Origin of the sequence: Legionella longbeachae (assembly GCF_004283175.1) — a bacterium.
Taxonomy (GTDB): Bacteria; Pseudomonadota; Gammaproteobacteria; order Legionellales; family Legionellaceae; genus Legionella; species Legionella longbeachae.
This window is the reverse complement of sequence record NZ_RXNW01000002.1, coordinates 187,601-212,129: the sequence shown is the minus strand read 5'-3', so window position 1 is coordinate 212,129 and position 24,529 is coordinate 187,601. Positions and strand designations below refer to the sequence as shown.

Genomic DNA, 24,529 nt, shown 5'->3' with positions numbered 1-24,529 from the left:
GGAGCCCTGTAACTTTTGGGCCAAAGCCTACTTCTACAAAAAAGGATCGCTATGTGTTTGGCTATACCCGCCCAAATTACACAAATTCTTGATGATTCTCGAGCAATAGTAAGCATCGGAGGCATCAGCAAAGAAATTTCTACAGCATTACTAGAAACGTTTACCCTTGGGGATTATGTTATTATTCATGTGGGTTATGCTTTAACTCGACTTGATGAAGAAGAGGCACATAAAACATTAAATTTATTTGCCCAAATGATGCAGGACATATCAGCATGAAATATATTGAGGATTTTCGCAATGGTGACTTAGCAAAAGTACTTGCTCAACAAATTCACTCACACGTTAATCCGAATCGTCTTTATCAATTTATGGAATTTTGTGGTGGCCATACTCACGCCATTCATCGTTATGGCATTCCTAGTTTACTGCCCAGTAATGTGGAAATGATCCATGGACCTGGATGTCCTGTTTGTGTACTACCTATGGCCATTACTGATAAAGCCATCGCATTAGCAACCATGCCCAATATTATCCTCTGTAGTTATGCAGATATGTTGCGTGTTCCAGGAACTGGACAAAAGAATTTGTTACATGTCAAAGCATCAGGAGCAGATGTCCGCATGATTTATGCAGCGAGTGACGCCCTGAAAATTGCTCAAGAAAACCTACAAAAAGAGGTCGTATTTTTTGCTATTGGTTTTGAAACCACCACTCCCCCCACTGCTTTGGTTATCCAACAAGCAAAAAAATTAAAACTCACCAATTTTAGCGTTTTTTGCAATCATGTTTTAACACCTATACCCATGGATCATTTATTGCACGCTAATGAAGTAATGCTGGATGGATTTGTTGGGCCTGCTCATGTCAGCATCGTCATTGGCAGCAAAGCTTATGAATCAGTATGTAAAAAATACAATAAACCTATTGTAATCTCAGGCTTCGAACCTTTAGATTTATTGCATTCAATTTTGATGCTTATTCAACAAATCAATGAAGAGCGATGTGAGGTAGAAATACAATATAAACGGGCTGTAAATCGTTTAGGCAATTTACTTTCCCAACAAATCATGGAAGAAGTTTTGGAGTTACGTGATCAGTTTGAATGGCGCGGGTTGGGAATTATTCCACAAAGCGCTTTAAAAATAAGATCGGAATATGCTCAATTTGATGCAGAACAACGCTTTGATCTACCTGATTTTAGATCTCAAGAACACAAGCAATGCCTTTGTGGCGAAGTGTTACGGGGAGTGAAAAAACCCATGGATTGTAAATTATTTGCCCGAATATGCGCTCCAGAAAATCCTCTTGGCTCATGTATGGTTTCTTCTGAAGGGGCCTGTGCGGCGGTATATGCTTATGGACGGATAAATGTATGACAGTAGAAGCAATAAGAACTCCAAAAATAAAAGCGCCAAAACTCGATTTCAAAGAAGGTCTAATTAATTTAACTCATGGTAGTGGTGGACGAGCTACGGCTCAATTAATTGATCAATTGTTTTTGGCTGCTTTTGACAATCGCTGGTTAGCACAAAAAAATGATCAGGCTTGTTTTTCAGTATCCTCTGGAAAAATGGTTATGACAACCGATGCACATGTTATTTCACCTTTATTTTTTCCAGGCGGAAATATTGGTTCTCTGGCCGTACATGGGACAATCAATGATATCGCGATGGCAGGAGCGACCCCCCTGTATTTATCCGCCAGTTTTATTCTGGAAGAAGGATTCCCCCTCGCTGATTTGAAAAAAATTGTCGAGTCAATGGCCTACGCAGCAAGAGATGCCAAGATCGCCATAATTACCGGTGATACTAAAGTCGTTGAACGAGGGAAAGGAGATGGTGTATTTATTACAACCACCGGAATTGGTGTAATTCCAGAAGGGATTCATATTTCCAGTGATTGTGCTAAACCAGGTGATTGCGTACTTATTAGTGGCTATATTGGTGATCATGGAGTTGCGATTATGGCTCATCGTAATCATTTGAGCTTTCAAACTCAGATAGAATCAGACTCTGCTTCCTTACACGGATTAGTCTCGTGTATGCTCAATGCTGTGCCTAATATTCATTGTTTACGAGATCCTACACGTGGAGGTTTAGCAACCACATTAAATGAGTTTGCATCACAATCAAATATTGGTTTTATTATTGATGAACATAAAATTCCTATTCGCACTGAAGTGGCCAGTGCTTGTGAATTATTAGGACTCGATGCTCTATATGTAGCTAATGAAGGAAAACTGGTTGCTCTTTGCCCTCCTCAAGATGCAGACACCTTATTAACTACAATGCGCTCTCATCCCTTAGGAATCCATGCAGAAATCATTGGTGAAGTCATTGAAGACCCACGCAATCTTGTGCAACTTAAAACAAAATTAGGAGGAACGAGAATTGTCGATTGGTTGGTGGGAGAACAATTGCCAAGAATTTGTTAAACACATATAGCTTGAATTGAATACAAGAGCCAATCATGATTGATTCAATCACACTTTTAAGGTTAAACCTATCCATGGATGTAGTTTGAATCTAGACGCAGGGGTTTTTATGACAACGAATAAGAGCAGCTTTTTTTTACCTTACACAAAACTACAAAATCTACTACAAACACTTCAAGATGCTGGTTTTTCCTGCATTGGCCCTCAAGTACGTGATGGAGCTATAGTTTATGATGTGTTAAACCATATGCAACAACTACCTTGGGGAGTCCGTGATCATCAAACCCCTGGCGGATATCAATTAGAAAAAATTAGCGAGCACCAAGCCTTCGCTTTCGCTAATGGTCCCCAAGCGATCAAACCCCTTTTATTTAAACCCCAGGAAACTGTCTGGAAGGTAATACGCGATAGTGAAGGAAAGCTAATTTTTCAACCACATCCCAAAGAAGAGCAACCTCTTGCTATTTTTGGAGCCCGCTCTTGTGACTTGGCAGCAATGAGAATCCAAGATAAAGTATTTATTGAAAGCAAACACCCTGATCCTCGTTATCAAAAACGTCGTGAACAATTATTTATAGTTGCAGTCAATTGTTCTTATTCTTCGGAAAATTGTTTTTGTGTTTCAGCTGGAACAGGCCCTAATGTACGCAATTCCTTTGATATTTTAATGACTGAAATTGACAATGGATTTGTAACCCAAATAGGAAGTAAACGAGGACAGGCGATTCTGAACCAGTTGAATTTATCAAAAGCTAAAGAAACCCAATGCAAAAAGGCAAACCAAAATGTAGAAAACGCTGCAGCAATGCAAACGAAAAGAATCCCCCTGGATAATAAGCGAGGATTACGTGATTTATTGTTTGCTAATTTAAATCATCCAAGATGGAACGAAGTAGCAGAGCGATGTTTATCTTGTGGTAATTGTACCTCGGTATGTCCAACATGTTTTTGTCATAGTGAGGTTGAAAAACCCAGTTTAGATGGTACGCATAGTGAACATCAACGGGAATGGGATTCGTGTTTTACTGCGGGCCATAGCTATTTAAGCGGAAAAGTTATTCGTGATGATACCCGTAAACGATACAGGCAATGGCTGACTCATAAGGTCGGCAGCTGGTTCGATCAATTTGATGCAAGTGGTTGTGTAGGATGTGGGCGTTGCGTTACCTGGTGTCCAGTCGGGATTGATATCACGGAAGAGTTAGCAGCAATTTCTGGTGAATCAAACGTGAGGACTATAGAAAGTGAATAGACCTGATTTTGATCCCTATTTACCATTAGAAGCAATCATTGTAGAACGAACTCAAGAATCAGCTACCATTTTTAGCTTACATTTACGTTTTCTTGATCCAGAGCATCATAATCAATTTCTCTTTTACCCTGGACAGTTCAACATGCTTTATCTTTATGGGGTGGGAGAAGTAGCTATTTCCATTGTCTCTGATCCGGAAAAAAAGGAAACATTAACTCATACTATACGTGCAATTGGGAGAGTAACCAAAGCGTTACAAAAACTGCAGCCTGGTGATAGGATTGGTATACGTGGGCCTTTTGGCCGAGGCTGGCCTCTTGAGCAAACACAAGGCAAGGATATTATAGTCCTGACAGGAGGTCTGGGATGCGCCCCTTCAGTGTCTATTGTCCACTATATTTTAGCACGCAGGGAAAATTATGGCCATTTAAGTATTTTACAAGGTGTAAAACACAGCGATGATTTTATTTTCAGAAAACAATACGAAATTTGGCAACAATCACCCAATACTATAATTCATATTGCTGCAGATCAGGCAGGCCCCAAATGGCCATGGGCTACAGGATATATAACAGATATGATTAATAAAATTAACTTAACCCCACATAATACAGCAGTAATGATGTGTGGCCCTGAAATGATGATGAATACCGCAGTCAAGCTACTCACTCAAAAGGGAATTTCTGAACACGATATTTATTTGAGCATGGAAAGAAATATGGAATGCGGTATAGGACAATGTGGTCATTGCCAATATGGAGGTTTTTTTATCTGTAAAGATGGCCCTATATTTGCTTATTCAGAAATTAAAGAATTATTCAATGAAACAGGATTTTAATAAGTATGAAGCCATGTTTGGCAGTACATAAATTTACCTCTTGTGATGGATGTCAATTGGCTCTTTTAAATGCTGGAGAAGCGTTACTAAGCTTATCGGATTTGGTTGATATAGTGCATTTTTCAGAGGCAGGGACAGTTAATCTTGATAAGCCAGTAGATATAGCTTTCGTTGAAGGCAGTATTTCTACTCCAGAAGAAGAGATACGGATAAAAAAAATTCGCGAAAACAGTAAATATGTGATTACTATTGGAGCCTGCGCCACCTCTGGTGGCATCCAAGCATTACGCAATTTCGTTGACGCTAAAAAATGGATAGGCAGTATTTATGCATCCCCAAAACATATAAAAAGCTTAAATACATCAACACCAATTTCTCATCACGTTAAAGTGGATTGGGAATTATGGGGTTGCCCCGTGAATAGCAATCAAGTAATGGAAGCCATCCGCTTTTTATTATCTAATGCTGCTCCGCATATCAAAAAAGATTCTGAGTGCATGGAATGTAAACGAAAAGGAAATGTTTGTGTTTTGGTTACCCAAAAACAAGCATGCATGGGACCGGTCACACAGATGGGATGCGGATCACTTTGTCCATCAGTGGGGCGAGGATGTTATGCCTGTTATGGCCCAAAAGAGAATTTAAACACCCAATCTTTGGGAGATCGGTTGATACAGCTTGGTTATAGTAAAGAAACTGTAGCCCAAAAATTTTTACATATTAACAATCAAGCTCCTGCATTTAACGCAGCGGGAAATTATTTTAAGGGAATTAAAATCAGCCATGAGTAATACGATTTCAATCAATGTCCCTATTTTAGCACGTGTAGAAGGTGAAGGTGCTCTCGAGCTTGAAATTCGCAATCAACAAATTACCGCCTTACAATTAAAAATTTATGAACCCCCTCGATTATTTGAAAAATTTTTAGAAGGTAGAAGTTACACGGATGTTTTAGATTTGGTAGCGCGAATTTGTGGTATATGTCCTGTTGCCTATCAAATGACTTCAACTCAAGCTATTGAACACTGTTTCGCAATAACCGCCTCACCTTGGGTGCGTGAGATGCGTCGGCTATTTTATTGCGGTGAATGGTTAGAAAGCCATAGTATGCACATACATTTTTTAGCTTTACCCGACTTTCTAGGTTTTAAATCAGCGCCTGAAATGGCAAAACATTACCCTGAGGAACTAAGGCGAGGCATGCGATTGCAAGCCTTTGGCAATGATTTAATCAAGTTATTTGGTGGTCGTTCCGTACATCCAGTTGGGGCATGTGTGGGTGGATTTTACAAAGCACCTAATCCATCTGAAATCAAGCTATTATTAGAGCAAGCAAAAGCAAGAGTTGAAGATGGAGAGGCATTAATTCGCTGGCTTGCAACCTTTTCTTTTCCTGATAACACCCATGATTTTACTTGTGTTTCCCTTTATCATCCCACAGAGTATCCTTTCAATGAAGGAAGACTTGTATCTAATCATGGTTTAAATATTAGCATTGATGACTTTGATAGCTATTTTAAAGAAAAGCAAGTCCCCTACTCCACTGCATTACATTGTTTACTTCAAAATAAACCTTATCTCGTAGGTCCCCTCGCACGCGTCAATAATTGTTTCGGACATTTACCCGCCCCAATCCATCTTCTTTTACAGGATTTAAAAATTAATTTCCCTTCATATAATATGTATTACAGTATCATTGCACGAGCTATCGAAATCTATTTTTGCATTTTAGAAGCTATTCGAATTTTAGAGCACTATGAAACACCCAAAGAAGCGCATCCAAAGGTTACTCCATGTACAGGAATAGGTTTTGGATGCACTGAGGCACCTAGAGGAACTTTATGGCAGCACTTTGAATTTGATACACAAGGACACGTTAAAAACGCGCGCATCGTTCCCCCAACAAGTCAAAATCAAGCCCGTATAGAAGAAGATTTACGTATTTCCTTGAATCAATTTGGATTAGATAAGGATGAAGATTTATTACGCTCTTACAGTGAAATGATCATTCGCAATTATGACCCATGTATTTCATGTTCCACTCATTTTCTGACACTTAAAGTGAATCGAAAATGAGTTTTATAAAGGTTCTAGGAATAGGTTCACCTTTTGGTGATGATCAGGCAGGATGGGAAGTGGCAGAAGCATTGAAACGACAACTTGCGGCATGTACTGCTATCTCAGCTCACGTACATATTGAACGTATTGACCATCCAGGAATCCGCCTTGTTGAATTACTAAGAACATCTGATACAGTTTTTTTAATTGACGCAGTAAGATCAAATAGTACATTAGGGACTATACATCAGTTTACTAATGAGGATATTGTTGATTCTGCCCCCAAATTCTCAACTCATAACATAGGTGTTTTACAAGCACTGCAAATAGCGAGTGCTCTTAATGAATTACCTAATCATTTATTATTTTATGGAATAGAAATTAATACAATTACTTTAGACACGATACTTTCAGAAGAAGTAAAAAGTGCGATTGCCAGGTTAACGATTCAATTAAAAAATGAAATAATTGAAAAACTGATACATGGCCATTCCTTGAACGAGAATTAATTCATATAGGTTCATTCGAGAAGTTCAAAATACGACCACAATTCGCTTACTCATAAAATGGCCGTGCCCAATCATCCTCATAATATGTTGTCGTCTCTTTGAAGCGATGTATGAAGGATGCATCAATTGATTTCGTATAAAAATGCTCTTTAAATAGGTTATCAGAAGAAGCCATCGCATTATCTTTTATTAAATCGGATTTAAGTTGATGAGAATTTGCTTGGAAAAAATATTCCATAAACTCAGGGTAAAGTTCAACAAATTCTTGGTGATTTTTGTTAAAGGGATTATTACCCCCGCTGTGATTATCATAAAACTGAAGATATGCTGCCACATATTCTCTAAGTGCTGATTTCTCTTCATAGGGATCCAGCTCCTTGGTGTATTTATTTCTTAACAGTGAAACAAGCTCACAGTAAATCCCCTTGAATGCTTTTATTGCTTCTTGGTTGTTAATAGAAATTGCCAAATAAAACGGGTTCGCTATGTCCTTATTGTTAACCGTTATTTTCTTTATACTGCAATAGGGAACTACCAAAGCCACATGCTCTTTTTCACGTTCCATTCGACCAGGAAGATTCAGATCATTTTTGCGATATGTTTCATGAACATCTACAGTAAAACTTCGGAAAAGCACAGGATCAATGGTAATAAAGCAACCATTTCCCCAATCAAAAGCAACTTCGAAGTCTTCAGACATACTAACCATATGAAAATCATTGGATAAATTAGTTAATTTATGCAGTTTAATCTGCTCGATGGCAATCATTTCAGGATAGGTCTTACCAAAAATACCAATAAGCAAAGTTGGCAGGCTAAAAATTACAGAGGCAAGGTTATCAAAGCCTCGATACAGTTCATAGGTAGTTGCAGATGTTTTTATCACATTAAAAAAACGAATATCCAAGGCTAATTTCTCTTTTTGATTTCGGAAAAATTGGCTGTGTTTATCGTACATTATAACTTCTCCTGCTTGCCTTAAAATAGGTTTACGATGAGGCTCATTAATAACTTGAACAAATTAGCCAATTTTATATCAAAAAATTATTTTTAATAACTGTTTGTTTCAAGTACCTCAGCTCATTTTTTCTGCAAGCAATTTTTTTACAGTCAGCAAATCAATATATGTTTTTTTCTTATCGGATGGATTACGTAAAAGATAAGCAGGATGGTAACTCACGATAAAGGGGATATTATTATAATGATGTATTGTATTACGAAGTTGTTTCAAAGAAAGAGGCTTGTTTAATAAAAATTGACCAGCAAAGCGCCCTAACGCCAAAATAAGATGGGGTTTGACAAGTTCTATCTGGCGAACCAGAAAAGAACTGCATTGAGCGATTTCATCCAGATGGGGATCACGATTATCAGGTGGTCTGCATTTTAAAACATTAGCAATATAGACGTCCTTTTCAACCATCTCAATACTTCGAAGCATTTGATTTAATAAACCTCCTGCTTTCCCTACAAAAGGCAAACCCTGCTGATCTTCATAAAAACCTGGAGCTTCGCCAACAATCATTAACTTGGCTTTTTCATGACCACGATAAAATACTGTTTGAGTACGGGTCTTATGCAGAGGACAGCGTGTGCATGATGACACTTCTTTTGCTAATGAGGAGAGGTCTTTTTGACAAGAATTAGATTGACGCAGTTTCCAAAGATCGATACCCATAATTTGCAGATAATAATGTTTTAATTCATCTGGCATAAATGACCCAATTTCAATAAAAAATTTAAAAAATTTACATTAAGATCTGTTGATAATTGGCTCCCACGCACAAAGGATGGGACGCAACGAGCAGAACAAATTGTCAACAAATCCTGGAGTTCTTACTTTCAGTGCATTTTCGTGTTTAATTTTCGATAAATCAATAATTACTCTTCGCCGTTCCTTAAGTTATAAAATTTATTAATGACTCTCTGTTAATGATTTTAAATTATTTTGATAATATAATCCTTATTGTCATTGGTAATGAAGAAAATAATTTATGACACTTGCACAGCAAATAAACCCATATGCTGCAGATACTGCATTTAGTGATGGCCGATTAAGGGAAGCTCAATTAAAAATGCTCACGATGCTTGAGGTCATTGATTCTATTTGTCTTAAGCATAATTTGGACTATTGGCTTGATGCAGGAACCCTTCTAGGGGCTGTACGACATCAAGGTTTTATCCCATGGGATGATGATGTCGATATTGCCATGCCTCGAGCAAGTTACGAAAAATTTTTACGTATTGCTCCTACAGAAATTCCAGATTTTATGTGGCTCCAAACAATACACAGCGACCCTGGTTATTTTAATATGGCCACCCCATTAAAAATCAGGGATCGGTGCAGTCGTTTTATTGAAAAACATGAAAAAGGGAATGAACCTTACGTACAAGGAATCTTTATTGATGTTTTTGTCTATGACAACATGCCTGTAGATCCCAAACAGCGAAAGCGTTATAAATTTTATGCAAAAAAAATCTCACGTTTATTAAGCACAAAATACAGTAAGGTAAAAATAGGACATTATCCAACCCTTTATAGATCTATAGCTTCTCTATTACCTAAATCTTTGCTTGAATTTTTCCTCGATAGAATTATCTATAAAGCCAACAGCAGTAAAAGTCCTTATATAGGGCGTGGTTATAATTGTGTTGGTAGTAATTTGATAAAACATGATGAAATATATCCCCTACAACGTATTTCCTTTGAAACTAAAGAATTTAATATTCCTAAAAATGCCGAAACATTTCTCATTCAACAATATGGTGATTATTGGACATTGCCACCAGAAGACCAAAGAATGATGAGGCACTGTAAAGAACTTATACCTCATATAGAGAATGCGATTTTATAGATTCTTTATGTCACCGAAGATACGTTTTGAATCATTATCAATGCTAAAGGCATATGGTTTGACAGTTAATATTGCCTTAATTTTAATCCAAAGAACATTTGCTATACTTCCTGTATATATTTTTGCATGTATCCCTACAGGAGACTCTAATGCGTTCTCGCGAAGAAATTGAAAGATTTAAATCTACTGGCTGGCAAAGTATTCTTGAGAATAGCCGGCAGAGTTATACGTTAACTGACAAAGAAACGTTTAATGAGGCAATGGATAAACTCGATGAAGCAGCTGAGGCAATAAGCCAAGGGCTGATATACGATTCTGAGACGATGCATGATTTAATTTCAGAAATTGCATTAAATATTGATATCGATTTGTCAATGCAATCAGAAGCAGTCTCTGATTTTTCTGCGCAACTATTGATATATATCTATGAAATCAATAATACAGTAGATAGAGAAGAAAAGATAAAGAAAGCCTTGGAATTGGCTAAATATATTGAGCACGAAGTCATTCATGGCCATGATCTAGATGTTAATGATAAACAAACTGAATTAGCTGTATTACTGACAAACTTTGCCTTGCTGGCAACAAAACTTAGTGCTGATGAAACCTTACCTCTGATAGAGAAAACTCGAGAGCTTGGATCATATAAGCGCATAGGCCTTGATAATATGCGGGCATTAAGTCGTACTGTAATTACAGGAACCATAGATGTATCCGCAGCTGAAAGTGTTATGCCCCACTCCCTCCAACTAAAATTAGAAGCAAATGGTTTAGATCCCAATGTAGTACCTCCACTGTGTAAGGATGTTTATGAAAATTTGAGATTAACTACTAATGAAATCGAAATTTTAAAACAAAACGAAAAAATGGCCCGTCTGGATGTCCGTAATCTGATTACTAAAACAAAAGCAGAAATTGTCCAGATGATTGAAACTAATTATAACCAAGCCATGAATCTTGCATTTAAGGTGGCAGATGAAAAGCTACTCAAATCACCTGAAGATGTGAAGCAATTTTTAGGTGAAATCGCCACTATTATGGGAAATGGAATTGTGGACGGTGATTGGAAACGAACCCATGATAGCGAAAAATTTAAGGTTTATACTCGCGTTAAAGATTTAGAATCTCAATTAACTGATTTCTCGAGACAATTTTTCACAAAAATACAAGATGTAAAAAGAATTAAAGATCCTGTAAAAAGAGAAAAAGCTGCAATTGAATTAGCAGCCTGGTGTGAATACCGTGTAAATTTAACGGATCATTTTCTTGCTGACGGCTGTGGAAAAACCTCTGCCTTAATGGCTAATTTTGTGTTTATGGCAGCAAATATTCCACCTAAATCAATGCCGGTTATGGATAGAAGAAATTACTTTAATTTTGATGTAGTTCCAACAACAAATATTGTTATAAATAAAAAAGAACATTCAACTCTTGAATTCAAAGAACTAACAACAAGAAAAAATAAAGAATGGGAGCGTTGGTTGCGTCATTATAAATCCTCATTCTTTCCACAAGATTATCGCGAAATTAACTGTGATAATGCCTGGAGTGTTCCTTCGGTAACATTAGGTCAACATTTGGAAACATTGGGAACAAAAACTAAAGACGAAAATAAATATGTCATTCCAGAAGATGCTAATTTCACTAACTTACATCATTGTTTACGAGGTGGATATGAAGTAGCTGAATTGGCAAGTGCTCTTGGAGCCCCTGATGTTCAAAAGTTAATCACCTATCCTTTGACACGTCTGAATTTATTTCACACCATCGTTTATGCTGAAACAGAACTAAAAACAGACACTGATGAGGATATTGTCGAAAAAGTGCATGATATATATCGAACACTAAAAAACTCAACAGTCTATGGTGTTAAATTTAATAAATGGCTAAATGAGAAGCAAGAAGAGTTCACTCATGAATCTAGAGTCTTGGCTGAAAGTGCATCAAGAGGATCGGGACAATATAGGGAGCAGTATGCAGAAGTTCTTGGCACAATCAAACAAAGATATAAGAGTGGTGAATATATTCTTGGTAATCATGCACGTTATATAACAAAAAAAATTCCAGAAAGTGAATTAGGAGATGATCTTGTAACTCGTTATGGCGAAGAAAACCTAATTCCTAACGCGAAGAATCCCCAAGAAATAATACTAAGAGATCCTGAACGAGCAATGGAAGAAATTGCAAAAAGAATAATTTCAGATCGCGCTTATCAAGAGATGTGTAGTGAGTTTTTTGAACAAGAGGTTGAACCACTCATTTCTGATGCAGTTGATGAATGTGATTTCGAACGCTTAGACATACCTGATCCCGAAGAACGCGTTACATTTATGATGGCCGGTGCTCCTGCTTGTGGTAAAGGTTCAGCTGTAGCAACAGTTGCTACAATGGCCGAAGAACACTTGGAGATCGAATGGGATAATACCGTAAAAGTAAATACAGATACCCATAGGCTCATGATAAGCCATCAACATATTACTGGTGAGCGCAGTGAATTTTCTGGCACATTAAATAATCATGAGGCGGGATTACTAACCGATTTAGCCTACAGCCGATTGCAGAAGAAAGTGGATAAGGGTGTTGGACCACATATTCTTATCGACGGTGTTAACATGTCTAAGGAACGCATGGAACTTGGCGTAGCTAACTCGGGTAAACTATTACTCACAGTTGTAACAGTTCCCCCTGAAATCTCAGTCGAGCGCGCATTTAGTCGCGGGCAAGGAGATGGACGATTTGTTCCAACATCTTATAATCTATCAAAGCATAGACAGGTTAGCAAAAATTTCTTTAAAGACTTACAAGAAGCTATGGGTAAAAAGGCAGAAATTATTCTTTTTGATACAAACGTACCCAGAGGAGTCACCCCTAAACGAATAATGACTGCAGATTTAGGAGCCAGATCAATTACTATTTATGATAAAAAACTATTTAGCGAGTTTTTAGGTAAAGCTAATTTAGATGTTACTGCAACTTGTTCAAAAGATCTGTATATGCTACCCCAAGATAAAGTGGATGAGTCGTACCATGAAAAATTAGAGGAAATGGGATTTCTCAAAATCCAATATGAAGAAGATAAGCCATCGATTAAAAAGGGAACTCAATTTACAATATTTCAAGACAGTGGTAAACAAAAAGACAAGCATCCTGGACACCATCTCGAAGATAATGAAGAACACAGACGGCGTCCTAAGGGTGGTCATAAATAACATGCAAATGAATTAGCAGGAGATAATAATGAAACGTTTATTCACTAACTTACAACCAAAGTCAAAAGATCAATTAAGTAACGCTAAAAAGGAGCAATTTGAAAAAATTGAAAATGCATATGATCGGCATGATAATGGCAATATTGCTGAAGAAAATAAAATAACCCATAAAGATTTGTCGAAACATCTGAAAAGAGACGAACAGCAAGAGGAAAATCATAATCCTAATAGACCTAGGAATTAGTTTGAATAGACAATTTTGTACACTCTCTGTTTGCTTTATAAAATATAATAGTGGATGAATAAAGAGAGAATTAATGTTTATTTAAAATGCGAATAATCCAATATACACTGGTTATAAAAAGATCATGTATAATGTTTTATTTACAAATACATGATTGAATTCTAAGGTAATTATGCTAAGTACACAATTAATAAGTAAATTTTCAATATTTTCTGACCAGCCTATTTCGGAATCCGGTAATTCATGGATTGATGAAGTTATTTTCATGTGGGCATTACGAGCATTACAACCAGAAATCAAGCAATCTGAAGCAAATTTATGTTTTACCCAAATGAAGTCATGTTATGATGATGAGGCTCGTTTTTATCATCGAGGTTTGGGTCATCCACGGCAGTTAATCCCTAAATCAGCCGAACAAGCTTATTGCAAACTTATTAATCGTGTTGAGCCTTTTTTAAAAAATCAAGGGGAATTTGAACGCTTAACAAATCAGTTTGATTCTCTCATTCCTGATAATGAGAAATTGGCTGTGGCACAAGGGATTATGGGGGCATTTTATCACGATGTTATTCATCGCAAAGGCCGTTATCATGAGGCGTTATTACCCTATGCTACTCAAGAAGCAGGTTCTTATCGGATTGACCCTATCGCAGTCCCGCTAAGTGCGACACTTATCAGTAAGACAAGCACTAAAGTTGTAGAGGAAGTAAGTTGTCTGGTTGCCGAGATTGAATTATTGAAGTTGAGGGTCGATAAAAAGTTGATACTACCAATACTCATGGCAACATATTGTACAATACCTTTCAGTAATTACAGCGATAAAGAAGAATTTAATAAAATATTGACGCGAATTATTTGTGCACATTCTTTAATAATTACCGATCAAGAAAAGGAGATTATTTATGATGTAGCCGTTGGTGTGGCTAATCGTGACAAATGGGCATATGGATCGGATACACTCAATGACTTTAACATTAAAACATGGGGGATGATGTTCGAACGAAACCCTTCCATTTTGACTAATCAATATAATCTAAAAGACTTAGCGAATACATTTCATGAGTTTTACAGTTTTCATAAGAACCTACTTCAGCAAATTCTTGATGGTAAAAAACAAATTTTTTATGGATCTGATTTTGAATCTGACAGTATCAGCATTTTAAATCGAAATGCATTAAAAACTTTAGAATTAGATATTGAGTTAAATGGATTATTGCTTGCAACCACTATTGTGACTATGCATCTATTAAAAGACAAAAATATAGCTCCATGCGATATGCTTGATGATACAAGTTCGGTATCCTGTTTAAAGAATTATATTGCTCAGCATACAGGCAATAATTCCCAATTTATTGATAGTGTTCCGAATGAAATTATTACCGTTCTGCAACAACAAAACAAAGAAGTCTCTGTAAATGGCCATCGTTTTATTCGAGGATCTAATTTAACAGCGCTAACATTAGATTTGGTAAAGTGTTTTGGTGTAAAAGCATTACTCGAAATAGCAGATAATTACCCCAAAACCAATCAAATTTCAATCGACTTGAACAACGAACACTCTAGCGATTCTCTTTCTATTAAAAGGTTGATTTCATAAATATGATGAGGAAACAGGGTGTCCTATATGAGAGGCATTTTATTCGCACAATATGCGCCAACCAAATGCAGCCTTTTGCTACAATATGGCATGGACACTTATGTTTTTTATTAGTTGGTTAAATACAACTAGGAGGCGGAAAATACATCAAATACCGCCTTCACTAAATAGGTAAATGTAATTACCTAAAAGTATGCTGTCTTTCTTCGATTTCTTGACGTTTTTGGTGATTTTCTTGTTCTAAGTGCTGCTCCATTGATGCGGTTAGTTTTTTATGGTCTGTTTTATTTCTCACATAGTCCACTCCACTTTCACGCTTATCAAACTCCTCAGCGCGTCTCAAACCTTCTGGAGATAACTTTTTTGGTAATTCTTTATTAAAAAAGCCTGTTCTTTTCATAATAAATTTACTCCTTACTTTAAAAAAAAAGCACATCTCCCCTATAGTAAAACAAATATATTACAAATTAAATAGTAATTTTACGTGCTGTCTGAGTTATCCTCAATAATGAATTTTATTTTAGTATAGTATCAAAGATACCAAAAGCGATTAGGTGATTTGAATCAATTACAGAAATTTGGTACATCACTTTAAATACAAGATAAAAGCAAACCAGAAGATTCTTCATAAGTACCTCGGTTTGCTTTAATATTTTCAAATCGCGTTTTTTACGATGCTTGGGCTGTAACGGTTTTCTTACATTCCTGGTACTGCCTGTTTAACTCATCTACTGCTCCTTCAGTAAGGTCTTGCGCTGGATCAATAGCCTGTTCCTTCCAGACCGGGATCCGAACTGCTTTGAAAAAACGTTCTTGATCTGCTTGCTCATAGAGTTTGCGAACGTCGGCAGTATGCAGTTTAGAAACTCCGGTTATTTTTTCATCATCAGCATCTAACTCAATAATCGCCTTTTGAGCTGCGGCTTTAGAATCCGTTTTTGAACCACGGATACCAACATCAATGTTATTGTGAGCATCTTCTAGATTATCAAAAAATATAACTTCATGGCCTAATGAATAACCACAAACTTGCTCATACATAATTTGATGAAAAGGATTAATTACAAAAGAAGATAAATCTTTAAGGGTATCACCAACTTCGGTATAGGCAGGACTTAAGATTGCGAATAACTTTTTCATTTTATTCCTTAAAATTTTAAATTAAACGACTGGTTTTAACACGAATTTTTAATAGAGTTTGTTGACAAAAGCGACTTGTCGATAATAGAAGCCAGTTACCAATGGACCCTAAATTTTTCAGTTGCAAACACTACCAAATTTACTTATGTTTGTATAGAAATTTAATAGGGTCACACAATTTAACCCTAATCAGAAAAGATTAAAAAGAAATTGAACCCGGATACGGCCCTTATGTAAATTTAAAGCTTTTAAGCTTTAGGGACGTAGTAGATGCCGTTTCACAGCTTACGCCCCCAAATATTCTTTTACCCCAGCTCTGGCTCATATGCAGATACGTTCCTGGGTTTTAATTCATTTTGCTCATCTGCAATGGCTTTATCATTTACAATCTTTGTGACGCAGGCATCAGACCAAACATTTAAGGAAGTCTCTAGCATATCAATTAAACCGTAGAAAGGTAAAATAACCCCCATAAGTACAATTGGAACATTCATACTCGATAACAAGCTAACGCTTAGGAAAAAGCATCCCATAGGAACACCGGCGTTACCAATCGCAGCAACAGTAGCAATGATAACCCATAAAGCCATTGTACTATAAGAAATTGGCATACCATGGTTTTGCATTAAATAAATCACTGTTGCAAAAATAAAAGCCGCGCAACCATTCATATTGATACTGGTGCATAGTGGTAATACGAAACGGCTAATTGATGGCTTAACCTGTAGATTCTTTTCTATGGTACTCATAGTCACAGGTAATGTGCCCACTGAAGACTTAGAGAAAAAAGCGACCGATAATGCGGGTAGCATAGAACGCATTGCGGTAAAAGGCTGGATTTTGTGCTTCTTCAACCATAAAGGCAATATAATGAAACCTTGAATTAAATTCGCTAAAACAACTATCAATAAGTATTCACCTATCCCTTTAATGTCCATACCAGAACGTAATTGAACAACTGTGGAAGTAATAAAACCAAACAGTCCCAAAGGGATAACGGTAATAATCCAGCGGGTCATCACCAAAAACATTCCATGCGCGCCACGAAAGAAACGAGCCATTATGTCGCGTGACTCTTCATCGGGTATTTGACGTACTGCAATACCAATAATAATACTTAAAAATAATACCCCCATGACTTGCTGTTCTAAAAATGGAGCTAATAAGTTCGTTGGAATAATATTTGCCAAGTACCCAACATATCCCAAGCTGCTTGCCGATTTCACCTCTTGAGGGTTCAAATTGACCTGAACGGAGCTAGGATGGATGACGATATAGAGCAAACAGCTGATCATCGCAGCCACTATTGTGGTCGAAAAAGTATATGTAATTGTTCGCTTCCAAATTTTTTTCATATGCCCATCTGTCTTATAATTTGCTAAGGTAACAATTATCGATAAAGAAATAATTGGTAAGCTGATGCATTTGAAGAGTTTAATGAATAAATCGGAAACCAATAATCCAGTCTCTTTTAAGATACTAATATCTGACATCCCACTGGCAATCCCCAAAGCAATCATCAAAGCATAAATTAAAGGCATACTAAAAATAAATTTTTTCGGTTGCTGATGTGCTGCACACATATTGAAAATCCTTAAAAAACGAAATATAAAGGAAAAGAAAAAAAGAAAATGAGATCAGCAACAACAACAAATAAGCTTAAAATAAGAGAGGGTCGAATGATGAGTCATATGATAAGACGGAATTAACATAGAAACCCTTATGAAGGTTTAAAATATAAACAATAAGATTTATATTCTAACATGTCTTGATTTTTCGTCAAGTCTAGTCAACTAATTCGATACAATTAATTTGTTGTTTTAAACGGATAATCCGTCGATAAGCATCTTCAATGCGCTGATACTCTATTTTTTGCTCTAGGACTAAACGTTCTATTATTTCAATTATTTCAGGCGCAGTTATCTGGGCTAATTGATTTGCAAAAATAATCATATCAGCCCCAGCATTGATTGTCAGGCATAAAGCGTCCTCAAGAGAATAATGATCAGTGATTGCTTGCATTTGTAAATCATCAGCAATGACTACGCCATTATAACCCATAGACTGACGTAATAGTCCTGTCAAAATCTCATAAGATAGCGTAGCAGGCAATCCCTGACTATCCAAATGCTTATTGACTACATGTGCTGTCATAATCATTGTCGGTTGGTGTGTATCGCGTACCAATGAGTAATAAGGTTCTAACTCTTCTTTTTGGAATGTGTTCGTCACGTCAACAAATCCCTTATGCGTATCGCCAAGCGCACTTCCATGACCAGGGAAATGCTTATAACAACATGCGATACCGCGATGAGAAAAAACATTAACGAACTGTTTTGCAAAGCGAATTACCTGTTCAGGAATAGCTGAAAAACTACGATGCAAGGCACCAATGATGCCTTGTTCCTCTTGTAAGTTTAAATCAACAACTGGAGCAAAATTAAGATTAAAACCCAAAGATTTTAAAGTTAATGCCATTTGAATCAATTCCGCGTGCAGTGCTTCGGGAGACATATGAGCCATATCATAAGCACTTATAGTTGGCAGAGCTTCTTCAATTCTAGACAACCGATCAACAGCGCCCCCTTCATAATCTATGGCAATTAATAGAGGTAATCCATTATTTTTGTTACTCATTCCAGAAGAATAGTAATTAAGTGAATGGGTTAGTTGCTGTATCTGAGTTAAATTTTTTAAATTCTTTCCATACAATTTTGTAGATTCATCTTGATCAAATAATAAAACACCACCCAATCCATCAGAGGAGAGCCATTCAGCCATGGGACTTTGATCATGAAGAGTACATCCATCAAATCCCATAATTAACATTTGTCCGATTTTATTTCTTAAAGTAATCATAAATTTCTCCCTCGACATATAAAGGAAAATGAATCCTAAAAAGTCAGTCCATATTTAGATTAATGTCATTCATATCTTTTTGGGGGGTATCGTTGGAATGATATCAAAATCACACTTACATGTTCCAGTAGCTTCAGGAGGAAGCGGAATCTGTGAGAAATCTGAAGGATAACATACAGAAACATTCCATGCCGAATCGCCAGAATTAGTGTCGTTGGGTAAAGACCAATAATTTTTAGCATAATAAATTTGACCTTTCTCCCTTTCCCAAATTATAGGTGAGAACTGGGCCCGATATATTAATTTTTCTTTTGGTGCACAAGGAAAAATCTGGCGTACCCAAGATTTTCCTGGTGGTATTACTGCGGTAGTTAAAACTTTTGCTGTCGCTGCATCCATGACATCTACTGTTACAGTATAATTATTCCAACAATTATCTTTAGCTAGAGTAAAGTAACATGTAATAGCCCATAGTGAATTGACTGAAATTAGGCTTAAGACGACAAGAAAAATTCGTACTGGCATGTTAAAATCCTTGATATGGGTAACAATTAATCATTTTTCTCAAAATTTAAATTTCATACTTAGAAATTGTAATCATCTTTGCACCCTTTACCTATTAGTATATACAATATCATCTAAAAGTTATGTGTTTGATTAAAACAAGGGTTGATTTTATCATCTGACCTGTATAAGCTTGCCCCATTGGGAGAGATGGCCGAGCGGTCGAAGGCGCACGCCTGGAAAGTGTGTATACGGCAACGTATCGAGGGTTCGAATCCCTCTCTCTCCGCCAAATTAAAAAGTAATAAATCAGACTCATGCTAGATAAAGCATTAATGGCTGGAGAAAAAGTACAAATTAAAAAAAACCTCTCTACTTGATGTTGTCTCATGTGAGTAGTTTTTAGAGATATTTTCTCGTAAAATGTACTAAATATGGTCGTTTCCTGAGGAAGCTGAACTCTTACTGAATAAAGTAGTTGATATTATGGCGAGAACCTATTGCCTTTATGTCTAACATTCCCAGGTACTTTGCAGTGATGAAACAAACACATCTCAATGGGTAACCTGCAAAGTATGATTATGAACAATTCATTTAGGGATATGGCAAATGAAATTAATTATAATAGGAATTTTATTATCATTTAATGTAATCGCTGGCAATTATTTCCCTAAACCAACATCCCAAGATCAGCCATGGTCTGTTTCTGCAAGTGCTGGCGCTGGCAGTTACCAAGTGAATTCTAGCGATAAAAGTACCGCAATAGGTAGGCTAGCGCTCGCGAATGAATTGATGCTCGCGGGCAATATTGCTTTAGGCCTGGAATTAGGGCTACAGACTGGCACTCGAATAAAATTGGACATGCAAAGAGAAACATTTCAGGCGTTACGAAAATGGATCCCAATGCAAACCACTCTTTCCCCTACCCTGGATTTATTAATTACAACCAAAAGCGATCCTCTGGGTAATAGTGATTTTTTTGCCCAATTAAAAGGGGGGCTTGCATACCGACACTGGAGGGATGCTCGTGTTCCATTAAATGACATTTCACAACTAGCAGGTGAAATACAAGCCGGTTTTGGTTATCCAATTACCGCTCTGGCTAGTTTAAGCTTATTATATCAGGGGATATTTAGCGGTAATGGCCCTAATCTTCATTTAGATACGCGCGCTCAAAAAGAACAATTATCAAATATACCTACATTACATGCCATATTAGTTGGACTGTCCGTTAATCTATAATAGAAATTCAGCACCGCATCTTAGTAATAATAAATCACGCACAGTGTACGGACTCCTCTCATCATAGACTATAATTTAATCAAAATGGACTGATTTTCTCTATGAGATTAGGGGATACTATCATGAAAGAAACTCATTATGCGTATAAAATAACTCACGGTACATCAGGTTTAAATTGTCCTCATTCTGCGTTAGAAAAAGATAAAATGGTAGATTTGTTAAAAGAAATAGAAAGCCAACACCATGACGGTCTATTTTGGGTATTTAAACAATTTGGAGATCACCCCCAAGAGGCCTTATGCCTCATTGATTGCACAAAAAAAAGAATTTATTTTCATTATTCAGGTGAAGTCGAAGATCTGCACGATGCTATTATCAATTTAACACCTTAATTTAATGCCATCAGATATAATGATCTAATTAAATTCATTTTGGCTTTCTTTCTATCTATAAAGCTCTAGACAATTGGCTTTATTTTAGTCATTATTTCAACCCAAGTTGATTTCCTAAAATTAAAGTGAATATTATGTCTTTAAAAATTAAAACAATAATTTTGAGTTCTATTTTTTTTAGCTTCTTGTCTTGTGTTTACGCGAAACCTGTATCAAAAAATAGTGACCATGAAAGTGATGCAGCCATTCAAGATTCTGTTTTATTCTACATTAACAAATACAGACAACAACATGGATTATCTAAACTTACTATGGATAATCGTATTGTGATTCAAGCCAAACAACATTCCCTGGATATGGCCAACCATCGCATGCCTTTTGGCCATAAAGACTTTGGAAAACGAATCGCTACGCTACGCACCCAAATTAAAAACACAGGGGGAGGTGCCGAAAATGTTGCTTATAATTACAAAAATGCTCAAGAAGTGGTAAGGCAGTGGTTACGAAGTCCAGGCCATAAAAGAAATATTGTTGGCCAATATAATTTGACAGGCATTGGTGTCGCTCGTGATAAGCTGGGTAAGCTTTATTACACACAAATTTTTATCCAAACTGGCAAGAATAGTAAAAGTTATGCAACATTTAAAAGCCCTACTCTTAGCGTGCCTTTTTTCGGCATATTGAGAAAGAGTTAAAAGTTTTTGTTTGGGATTGGCTATAGCCAAAATACTATCCCTTTATATATTTCTGGCCATATTTGTTGAAATATATTCAGTGTCTGTACAAAGCACTCTCTTTATTCTAGAGTGCTTTATGGACTCTAAAAATCCAGCTATTTCTAATAACACCTGAAAAATTATCCTTTTCAGAAACTTGAGAAGTCGATTTTTATATCTGAAGATTTCGATAATTCAGTCTTTCTGCCAAAATACGCACGATGACTCTGTTAAATTGCTCCGCAACTTCCGGTTCTGTCGCGCACAGTTTTGCAAAGTTCTCTGCTGATAATTCTTGTACTATACTATTTTCATTTGCTATTATTGTTGCAAAACGATTGCCCATTAAATAAAACCCCATTTCACCAATGATATTTCCCGTTTGAATGGTTGAAATATATAATTGCTTTTTATTTTGGGTTTCCATATATACTGAAAGCTCACCTGATTCCAAATAATATAAGCTTGATGCCGGATCCCCTTGTTTAAAAAGAAATTCCTGCTCATTAATTGCTATTTTGTTAAAATATTTTTTAATACAGCGTGCGGTAATTTCATTCTGAAAAAGGTTGGTAAGTTGGGCTTCAAGTGGCAACGCCTCATTTTTTACATAATTATTTTTCTGTAGAATTTGTTTTTCACACCATTCAATTGCTTGTTCATGTTGAGGAACCACGATAATGGATGGATCATTAGGATCGACAAAACCGATATCCATCAATTTCCTCAGAACTGAAGCTTCTACTTCTGTGATCACAACAGTTATATTATGTTCTTTAATAAAAGCCTTTATTCTGGAGAAACAATAAAGAGCTGATGAATCTATACCAATAACAAGTTCATAATCATAAATAATGTAACGTAATTGATTCGGTTGGTTATTAATAGTGATTTTTATATCATCAATTAGTTTATTTGTGATGCCAAAAAATAAATAATTTTGCAATTTTAAAAAAAGTATTGCGCCCTTTTCTTTTTTTAAAATATTTTCCGCTAAACTATCTCGTCGAGTTCCGCTACGTACATTTATACTTTCAATACGATATTTTATCGGACTAATTTGGCTGTAATTAATAATAATTAAAACAAAAGAAACCAATATTCCTACAACAACCCCTACCAACAACCCAAAGCTTAAAACCATTATTAGAATTATAGATACAGTTAGATAATCAGAACTGTAAAATTCATGTTTAATATCGTAACTCCATGTTTTTAATATTCTAATACCAATAAACAATAACATACCAAATACAACTGTTTTAGGTATATATGCAATCAAATTAATGCCGGCTAACAAAATAGTTAAAGTGAACATAGCAGATAAAATACCAGGTGCACGAGTTGTTGATTTTAATTGATTATTGATCATAGTCATCATAAAACCAGTATATCCAACTAAGCCTCCTGCAAATCCTATTAAAACATTATTAATGCCTGTGATACGCAACTCATTGTTTAAATCGATTTCTTTTTTTAAGTTGAAATCCAGAGCACCTAATATTAATAATAAGGAAAGAGTGCTAATTGGTATAATGGTTAGCAAATTACCCGACTGGGCAAATATGGAACTCCATTCCACTTTACTAAAAGAAAATTGAGAAATAGTACTTATTAGAGTATTTGCTGGAGGGAAGGGTTGAAATAACAATCCATGCTCTCTGAGTGTGGAAATTGAAATATGAAATATAAAAACAATTATATAAAAGATTACAATACTGAATAATAAAAATCCCGGGAATATAAGCCTATGTGCAAAACGATGCATTACATAGAAAAATAATAAGGTATATCCAATAGTCATACTCCATATAATGAAAAAATCAGATTTAAAAAAGTTGGTACTATGATAAACAAAGGGATTAGGTACTATAGACATTATATTCTTGGTAGTACCTATTATTAGCAGGCATCCAACGCTGACAAGGAAACCTACAACAACAGGGAAAGGTATAAACCGTATAAAATTACCAAGTTTAAATTTTCCAATCATATAAAAACAAATACCTGTCACACTGGTAGAAAAAGCAATTACTACCATTGTAGTTGAGAGAAGATTGTCAGGATTTTGTATTCCGGCGACAATTGATGAAATGGTTAATGCAATAATGGGTAATGGCTCATCTTGAGGATGTCCAATAGAAATAGGCAATGAACTGAACAATGCTGTCACAAGGGTGATAATCACCGTGGTAATTAAAATCAAATAAGTTGCTGCCGGAAAATAGCTGGATAACTTACCGTGAAAAATAAATTGGGTAAAACTTACCGTAATCATGACAATTAAAAAGCTGATGATTATTCCGGATAGCAAGGAAGATATAAAATCAATTTTTTTATACATAGATCCATCTCTTACTGCAAGCATCACTGATCCTTAATTTCCATAAATTATATACTCTCTTTTTTAACACAATCTTTGCAAAAAACAATTTGAATCAAGTAGCATTAATGTGAAGATTAGCCTATTATATAATCATAGACAGTACACATTGTTCAGCTAACATTCATTACTTGGAAGCCAGATTGAGAGTGCGGTGTGCATGCCTAGTTTGTACTAGGAAGCCTAAAACGCTCCAGAGGAGTCCATAATAGTAACCAGGACTGTAAACAATCTTACTGTCTATCGCAAATTCGATAAAAAGGCGTGTTTACAAAAACACGCCTTTTTTATTTTTAA

23 protein-coding genes and 1 tRNA gene are annotated in these 24,529 nt (G+C 36.1%); 16 read left to right on the top strand and 8 right to left on the bottom strand.

Annotation, left to right across the window (positions count from 1 at the left end; translation table 11 throughout):
* Nucleotides 1-51 precede the first annotated feature (51 nt).
* The 8 genes from EKG34_RS02990 to EKG34_RS02955 all read left to right on the top strand — a co-directional run bounded on the left by EKG34_RS02990 (nucleotide 52) and on the right by EKG34_RS02955 (nucleotide 7,094).
* Nucleotides 52-279: a HypC/HybG/HupF family hydrogenase formation chaperone gene (locus EKG34_RS02990; RefSeq protein ID WP_003635868.1), complete on the top strand. Its 228-nt coding sequence runs from the start codon at nucleotides 52-54 to the stop codon at nucleotides 277-279.
* Nucleotides 276-1,379: a hydrogenase formation protein HypD gene (hypD, locus tag EKG34_RS02985; protein ID WP_003635866.1), complete on the top strand. Its 1,104-nt coding sequence runs from the start codon at nucleotides 276-278 to the stop codon at nucleotides 1,377-1,379. The genes EKG34_RS02990 and hypD overlap by 4 nt, the downstream gene beginning before the upstream one ends.
* Nucleotides 1,376-2,437, top strand: coding sequence for a hydrogenase expression/formation protein HypE (gene hypE / locus EKG34_RS02980; protein ID WP_003635864.1), 1,062 nt, complete (start codon nucleotides 1,376-1,378; stop codon nucleotides 2,435-2,437). The genes hypD and hypE overlap by 4 nt, the downstream gene beginning before the upstream one ends.
* A 109-nt stretch (nucleotides 2,438-2,546) precedes the next feature.
* Nucleotides 2,547-3,689 (top strand): 4Fe-4S dicluster domain-containing protein, encoded by a 1,143-nt coding sequence (locus EKG34_RS02975; RefSeq protein ID WP_003635862.1) that lies wholly within the window; start codon nucleotides 2,547-2,549, stop codon nucleotides 3,687-3,689.
* Complete coding sequence (locus EKG34_RS02970; RefSeq protein ID WP_003635861.1) at nucleotides 3,682-4,527, top strand: FAD/NAD(P)-binding protein; 846 nt, start codon at nucleotides 3,682-3,684, stop codon at nucleotides 4,525-4,527. The genes EKG34_RS02975 and EKG34_RS02970 overlap by 8 nt, the downstream gene beginning before the upstream one ends.
* A 5-nt stretch (nucleotides 4,528-4,532) precedes the next feature.
* A complete protein-coding gene (locus tag EKG34_RS02965) occupies nucleotides 4,533-5,318 on the top strand; it encodes an NADH-quinone oxidoreductase subunit B family protein (RefSeq protein WP_003635859.1) in 786 nt (261 codons plus the stop codon).
* Entirely contained in the window at nucleotides 5,311-6,603 is a 1,293-nt protein-coding gene (locus tag EKG34_RS02960; RefSeq protein ID WP_003635857.1) for a Ni/Fe hydrogenase subunit alpha, read from the top strand. The genes EKG34_RS02965 and EKG34_RS02960 overlap by 8 nt, the downstream gene beginning before the upstream one ends.
* Nucleotides 6,600-7,094 (top strand): hydrogenase maturation protease, encoded by a 495-nt coding sequence (locus tag EKG34_RS02955; protein ID WP_003635855.1) that lies wholly within the window; start codon nucleotides 6,600-6,602, stop codon nucleotides 7,092-7,094. The genes EKG34_RS02960 and EKG34_RS02955 overlap by 4 nt, the downstream gene beginning before the upstream one ends.
* 46 nt (nucleotides 7,095-7,140) lie before the next feature.
* On the opposite strand, the gene lart1 is transcribed toward EKG34_RS02955, so the two are convergent.
* Both lart1 and EKG34_RS02945 read right to left on the bottom strand, forming a co-directional pair.
* On the bottom strand, nucleotides 7,141-8,052 hold the full coding sequence (lart1, locus tag EKG34_RS02950) for an NAD(+)--arginine ADP-ribosyltransferase Lart1 (protein WP_003635853.1): 912 nt from the start codon (nucleotides 8,050-8,052) through the stop codon (nucleotides 7,141-7,143).
* 117 nt (nucleotides 8,053-8,169) lie between these two features.
* The gene (locus EKG34_RS02945; RefSeq protein ID WP_003635851.1) at nucleotides 8,170-8,805 is read right to left on the bottom strand and encodes a uracil-DNA glycosylase; all 636 of its coding nucleotides are present in this window, start codon (nucleotides 8,803-8,805) and stop codon (nucleotides 8,170-8,172) included.
* A 280-nt stretch (nucleotides 8,806-9,085) separates the two neighbouring features.
* Between EKG34_RS02945 and EKG34_RS02940 the strand changes: the two genes are divergently transcribed.
* The 4 genes from EKG34_RS02940 (at nucleotide 9,086) to EKG34_RS02925 (ending at nucleotide 14,996) form a co-directional block, all read left to right on the top strand.
* On the top strand, nucleotides 9,086-9,946 hold the full coding sequence (locus EKG34_RS02940) for a LicD family protein (RefSeq protein WP_003635848.1): 861 nt from the start codon (nucleotides 9,086-9,088) through the stop codon (nucleotides 9,944-9,946).
* A 149-nt stretch (nucleotides 9,947-10,095) separates the two neighbouring features.
* The gene (locus tag EKG34_RS02935; protein ID WP_003635846.1) at nucleotides 10,096-13,155 is read left to right on the top strand and encodes a zeta toxin family protein; all 3,060 of its coding nucleotides are present in this window, start codon (nucleotides 10,096-10,098) and stop codon (nucleotides 13,153-13,155) included.
* 28 nt (nucleotides 13,156-13,183) lie between these two features.
* A complete protein-coding gene (locus tag EKG34_RS02930; protein WP_003635845.1) occupies nucleotides 13,184-13,399 on the top strand; it encodes a hypothetical protein in 216 nt (71 codons plus the stop codon).
* Nucleotides 13,400-13,571: 172 nt separating this feature from the next.
* Nucleotides 13,572-14,996 (top strand): hypothetical protein, encoded by a 1,425-nt coding sequence (locus EKG34_RS02925; protein WP_003635843.1) that lies wholly within the window; start codon nucleotides 13,572-13,574, stop codon nucleotides 14,994-14,996.
* Nucleotides 14,997-15,177: 181 nt separating this feature from the next.
* Here EKG34_RS02925 and EKG34_RS02920 read toward each other — a convergent pair whose 3' ends face one another.
* From EKG34_RS02920 to EKG34_RS02900, 5 genes are all read right to left on the bottom strand, one after another.
* Nucleotides 15,178-15,396 (bottom strand): hypothetical protein, encoded by a 219-nt coding sequence (locus EKG34_RS02920; protein WP_003635841.1) that lies wholly within the window; start codon nucleotides 15,394-15,396, stop codon nucleotides 15,178-15,180.
* Nucleotides 15,397-15,665: 269 nt separating this feature from the next.
* Nucleotides 15,666-16,136, bottom strand: coding sequence for a hypothetical protein (locus EKG34_RS02915; protein ID WP_003635838.1), 471 nt, complete (start codon nucleotides 16,134-16,136; stop codon nucleotides 15,666-15,668).
* 305 nt (nucleotides 16,137-16,441) lie between these two features.
* The gene (locus EKG34_RS02910; RefSeq protein WP_003635834.1) at nucleotides 16,442-17,719 is read right to left on the bottom strand and encodes a dicarboxylate/amino acid:cation symporter; all 1,278 of its coding nucleotides are present in this window, start codon (nucleotides 17,717-17,719) and stop codon (nucleotides 16,442-16,444) included.
* Nucleotides 17,720-17,921: 202 nt separating this feature from the next.
* The gene (locus EKG34_RS02905; RefSeq protein ID WP_003635832.1) at nucleotides 17,922-18,995 is read right to left on the bottom strand and encodes a glycoside hydrolase family 3 protein; all 1,074 of its coding nucleotides are present in this window, start codon (nucleotides 18,993-18,995) and stop codon (nucleotides 17,922-17,924) included.
* Between the two features lie 69 nt (nucleotides 18,996-19,064).
* Nucleotides 19,065-19,520 (bottom strand): hypothetical protein, encoded by a 456-nt coding sequence (locus tag EKG34_RS02900; protein ID WP_012979313.1) that lies wholly within the window; start codon nucleotides 19,518-19,520, stop codon nucleotides 19,065-19,067.
* A gap of 183 nt (nucleotides 19,521-19,703) precedes the next feature.
* Between EKG34_RS02900 and EKG34_RS02895 the strand changes: the two genes are divergently transcribed.
* The 4 genes from EKG34_RS02895 (at nucleotide 19,704) to EKG34_RS02880 (ending at nucleotide 21,828) form a co-directional block, all read left to right on the top strand.
* Nucleotides 19,704-19,791 (top strand) — tRNA-Ser (locus tag EKG34_RS02895).
* A 317-nt stretch (nucleotides 19,792-20,108) separates the two neighbouring features.
* Complete coding sequence (locus EKG34_RS02890; RefSeq protein WP_003635829.1) at nucleotides 20,109-20,741, top strand: hypothetical protein; 633 nt, start codon at nucleotides 20,109-20,111, stop codon at nucleotides 20,739-20,741.
* Between the two features lie 122 nt (nucleotides 20,742-20,863).
* On the top strand, nucleotides 20,864-21,133 hold the full coding sequence (locus EKG34_RS02885; protein WP_003635827.1) for a hypothetical protein: 270 nt from the start codon (nucleotides 20,864-20,866) through the stop codon (nucleotides 21,131-21,133).
* A gap of 134 nt (nucleotides 21,134-21,267) precedes the next feature.
* Nucleotides 21,268-21,828, top strand: coding sequence for a CAP domain-containing protein (locus EKG34_RS02880; protein ID WP_003635826.1), 561 nt, complete (start codon nucleotides 21,268-21,270; stop codon nucleotides 21,826-21,828).
* Between the two features lie 193 nt (nucleotides 21,829-22,021).
* Here the strand turns inward: EKG34_RS02880 and EKG34_RS02875 are convergent, their stop codons facing one another.
* A complete protein-coding gene (locus EKG34_RS02875) occupies nucleotides 22,022-24,193 on the bottom strand; it encodes a SulP family inorganic anion transporter (RefSeq protein WP_223800046.1) in 2,172 nt (723 codons plus the stop codon).
* Between the last annotated feature and the right edge of the window lie 336 nt (nucleotides 24,194-24,529).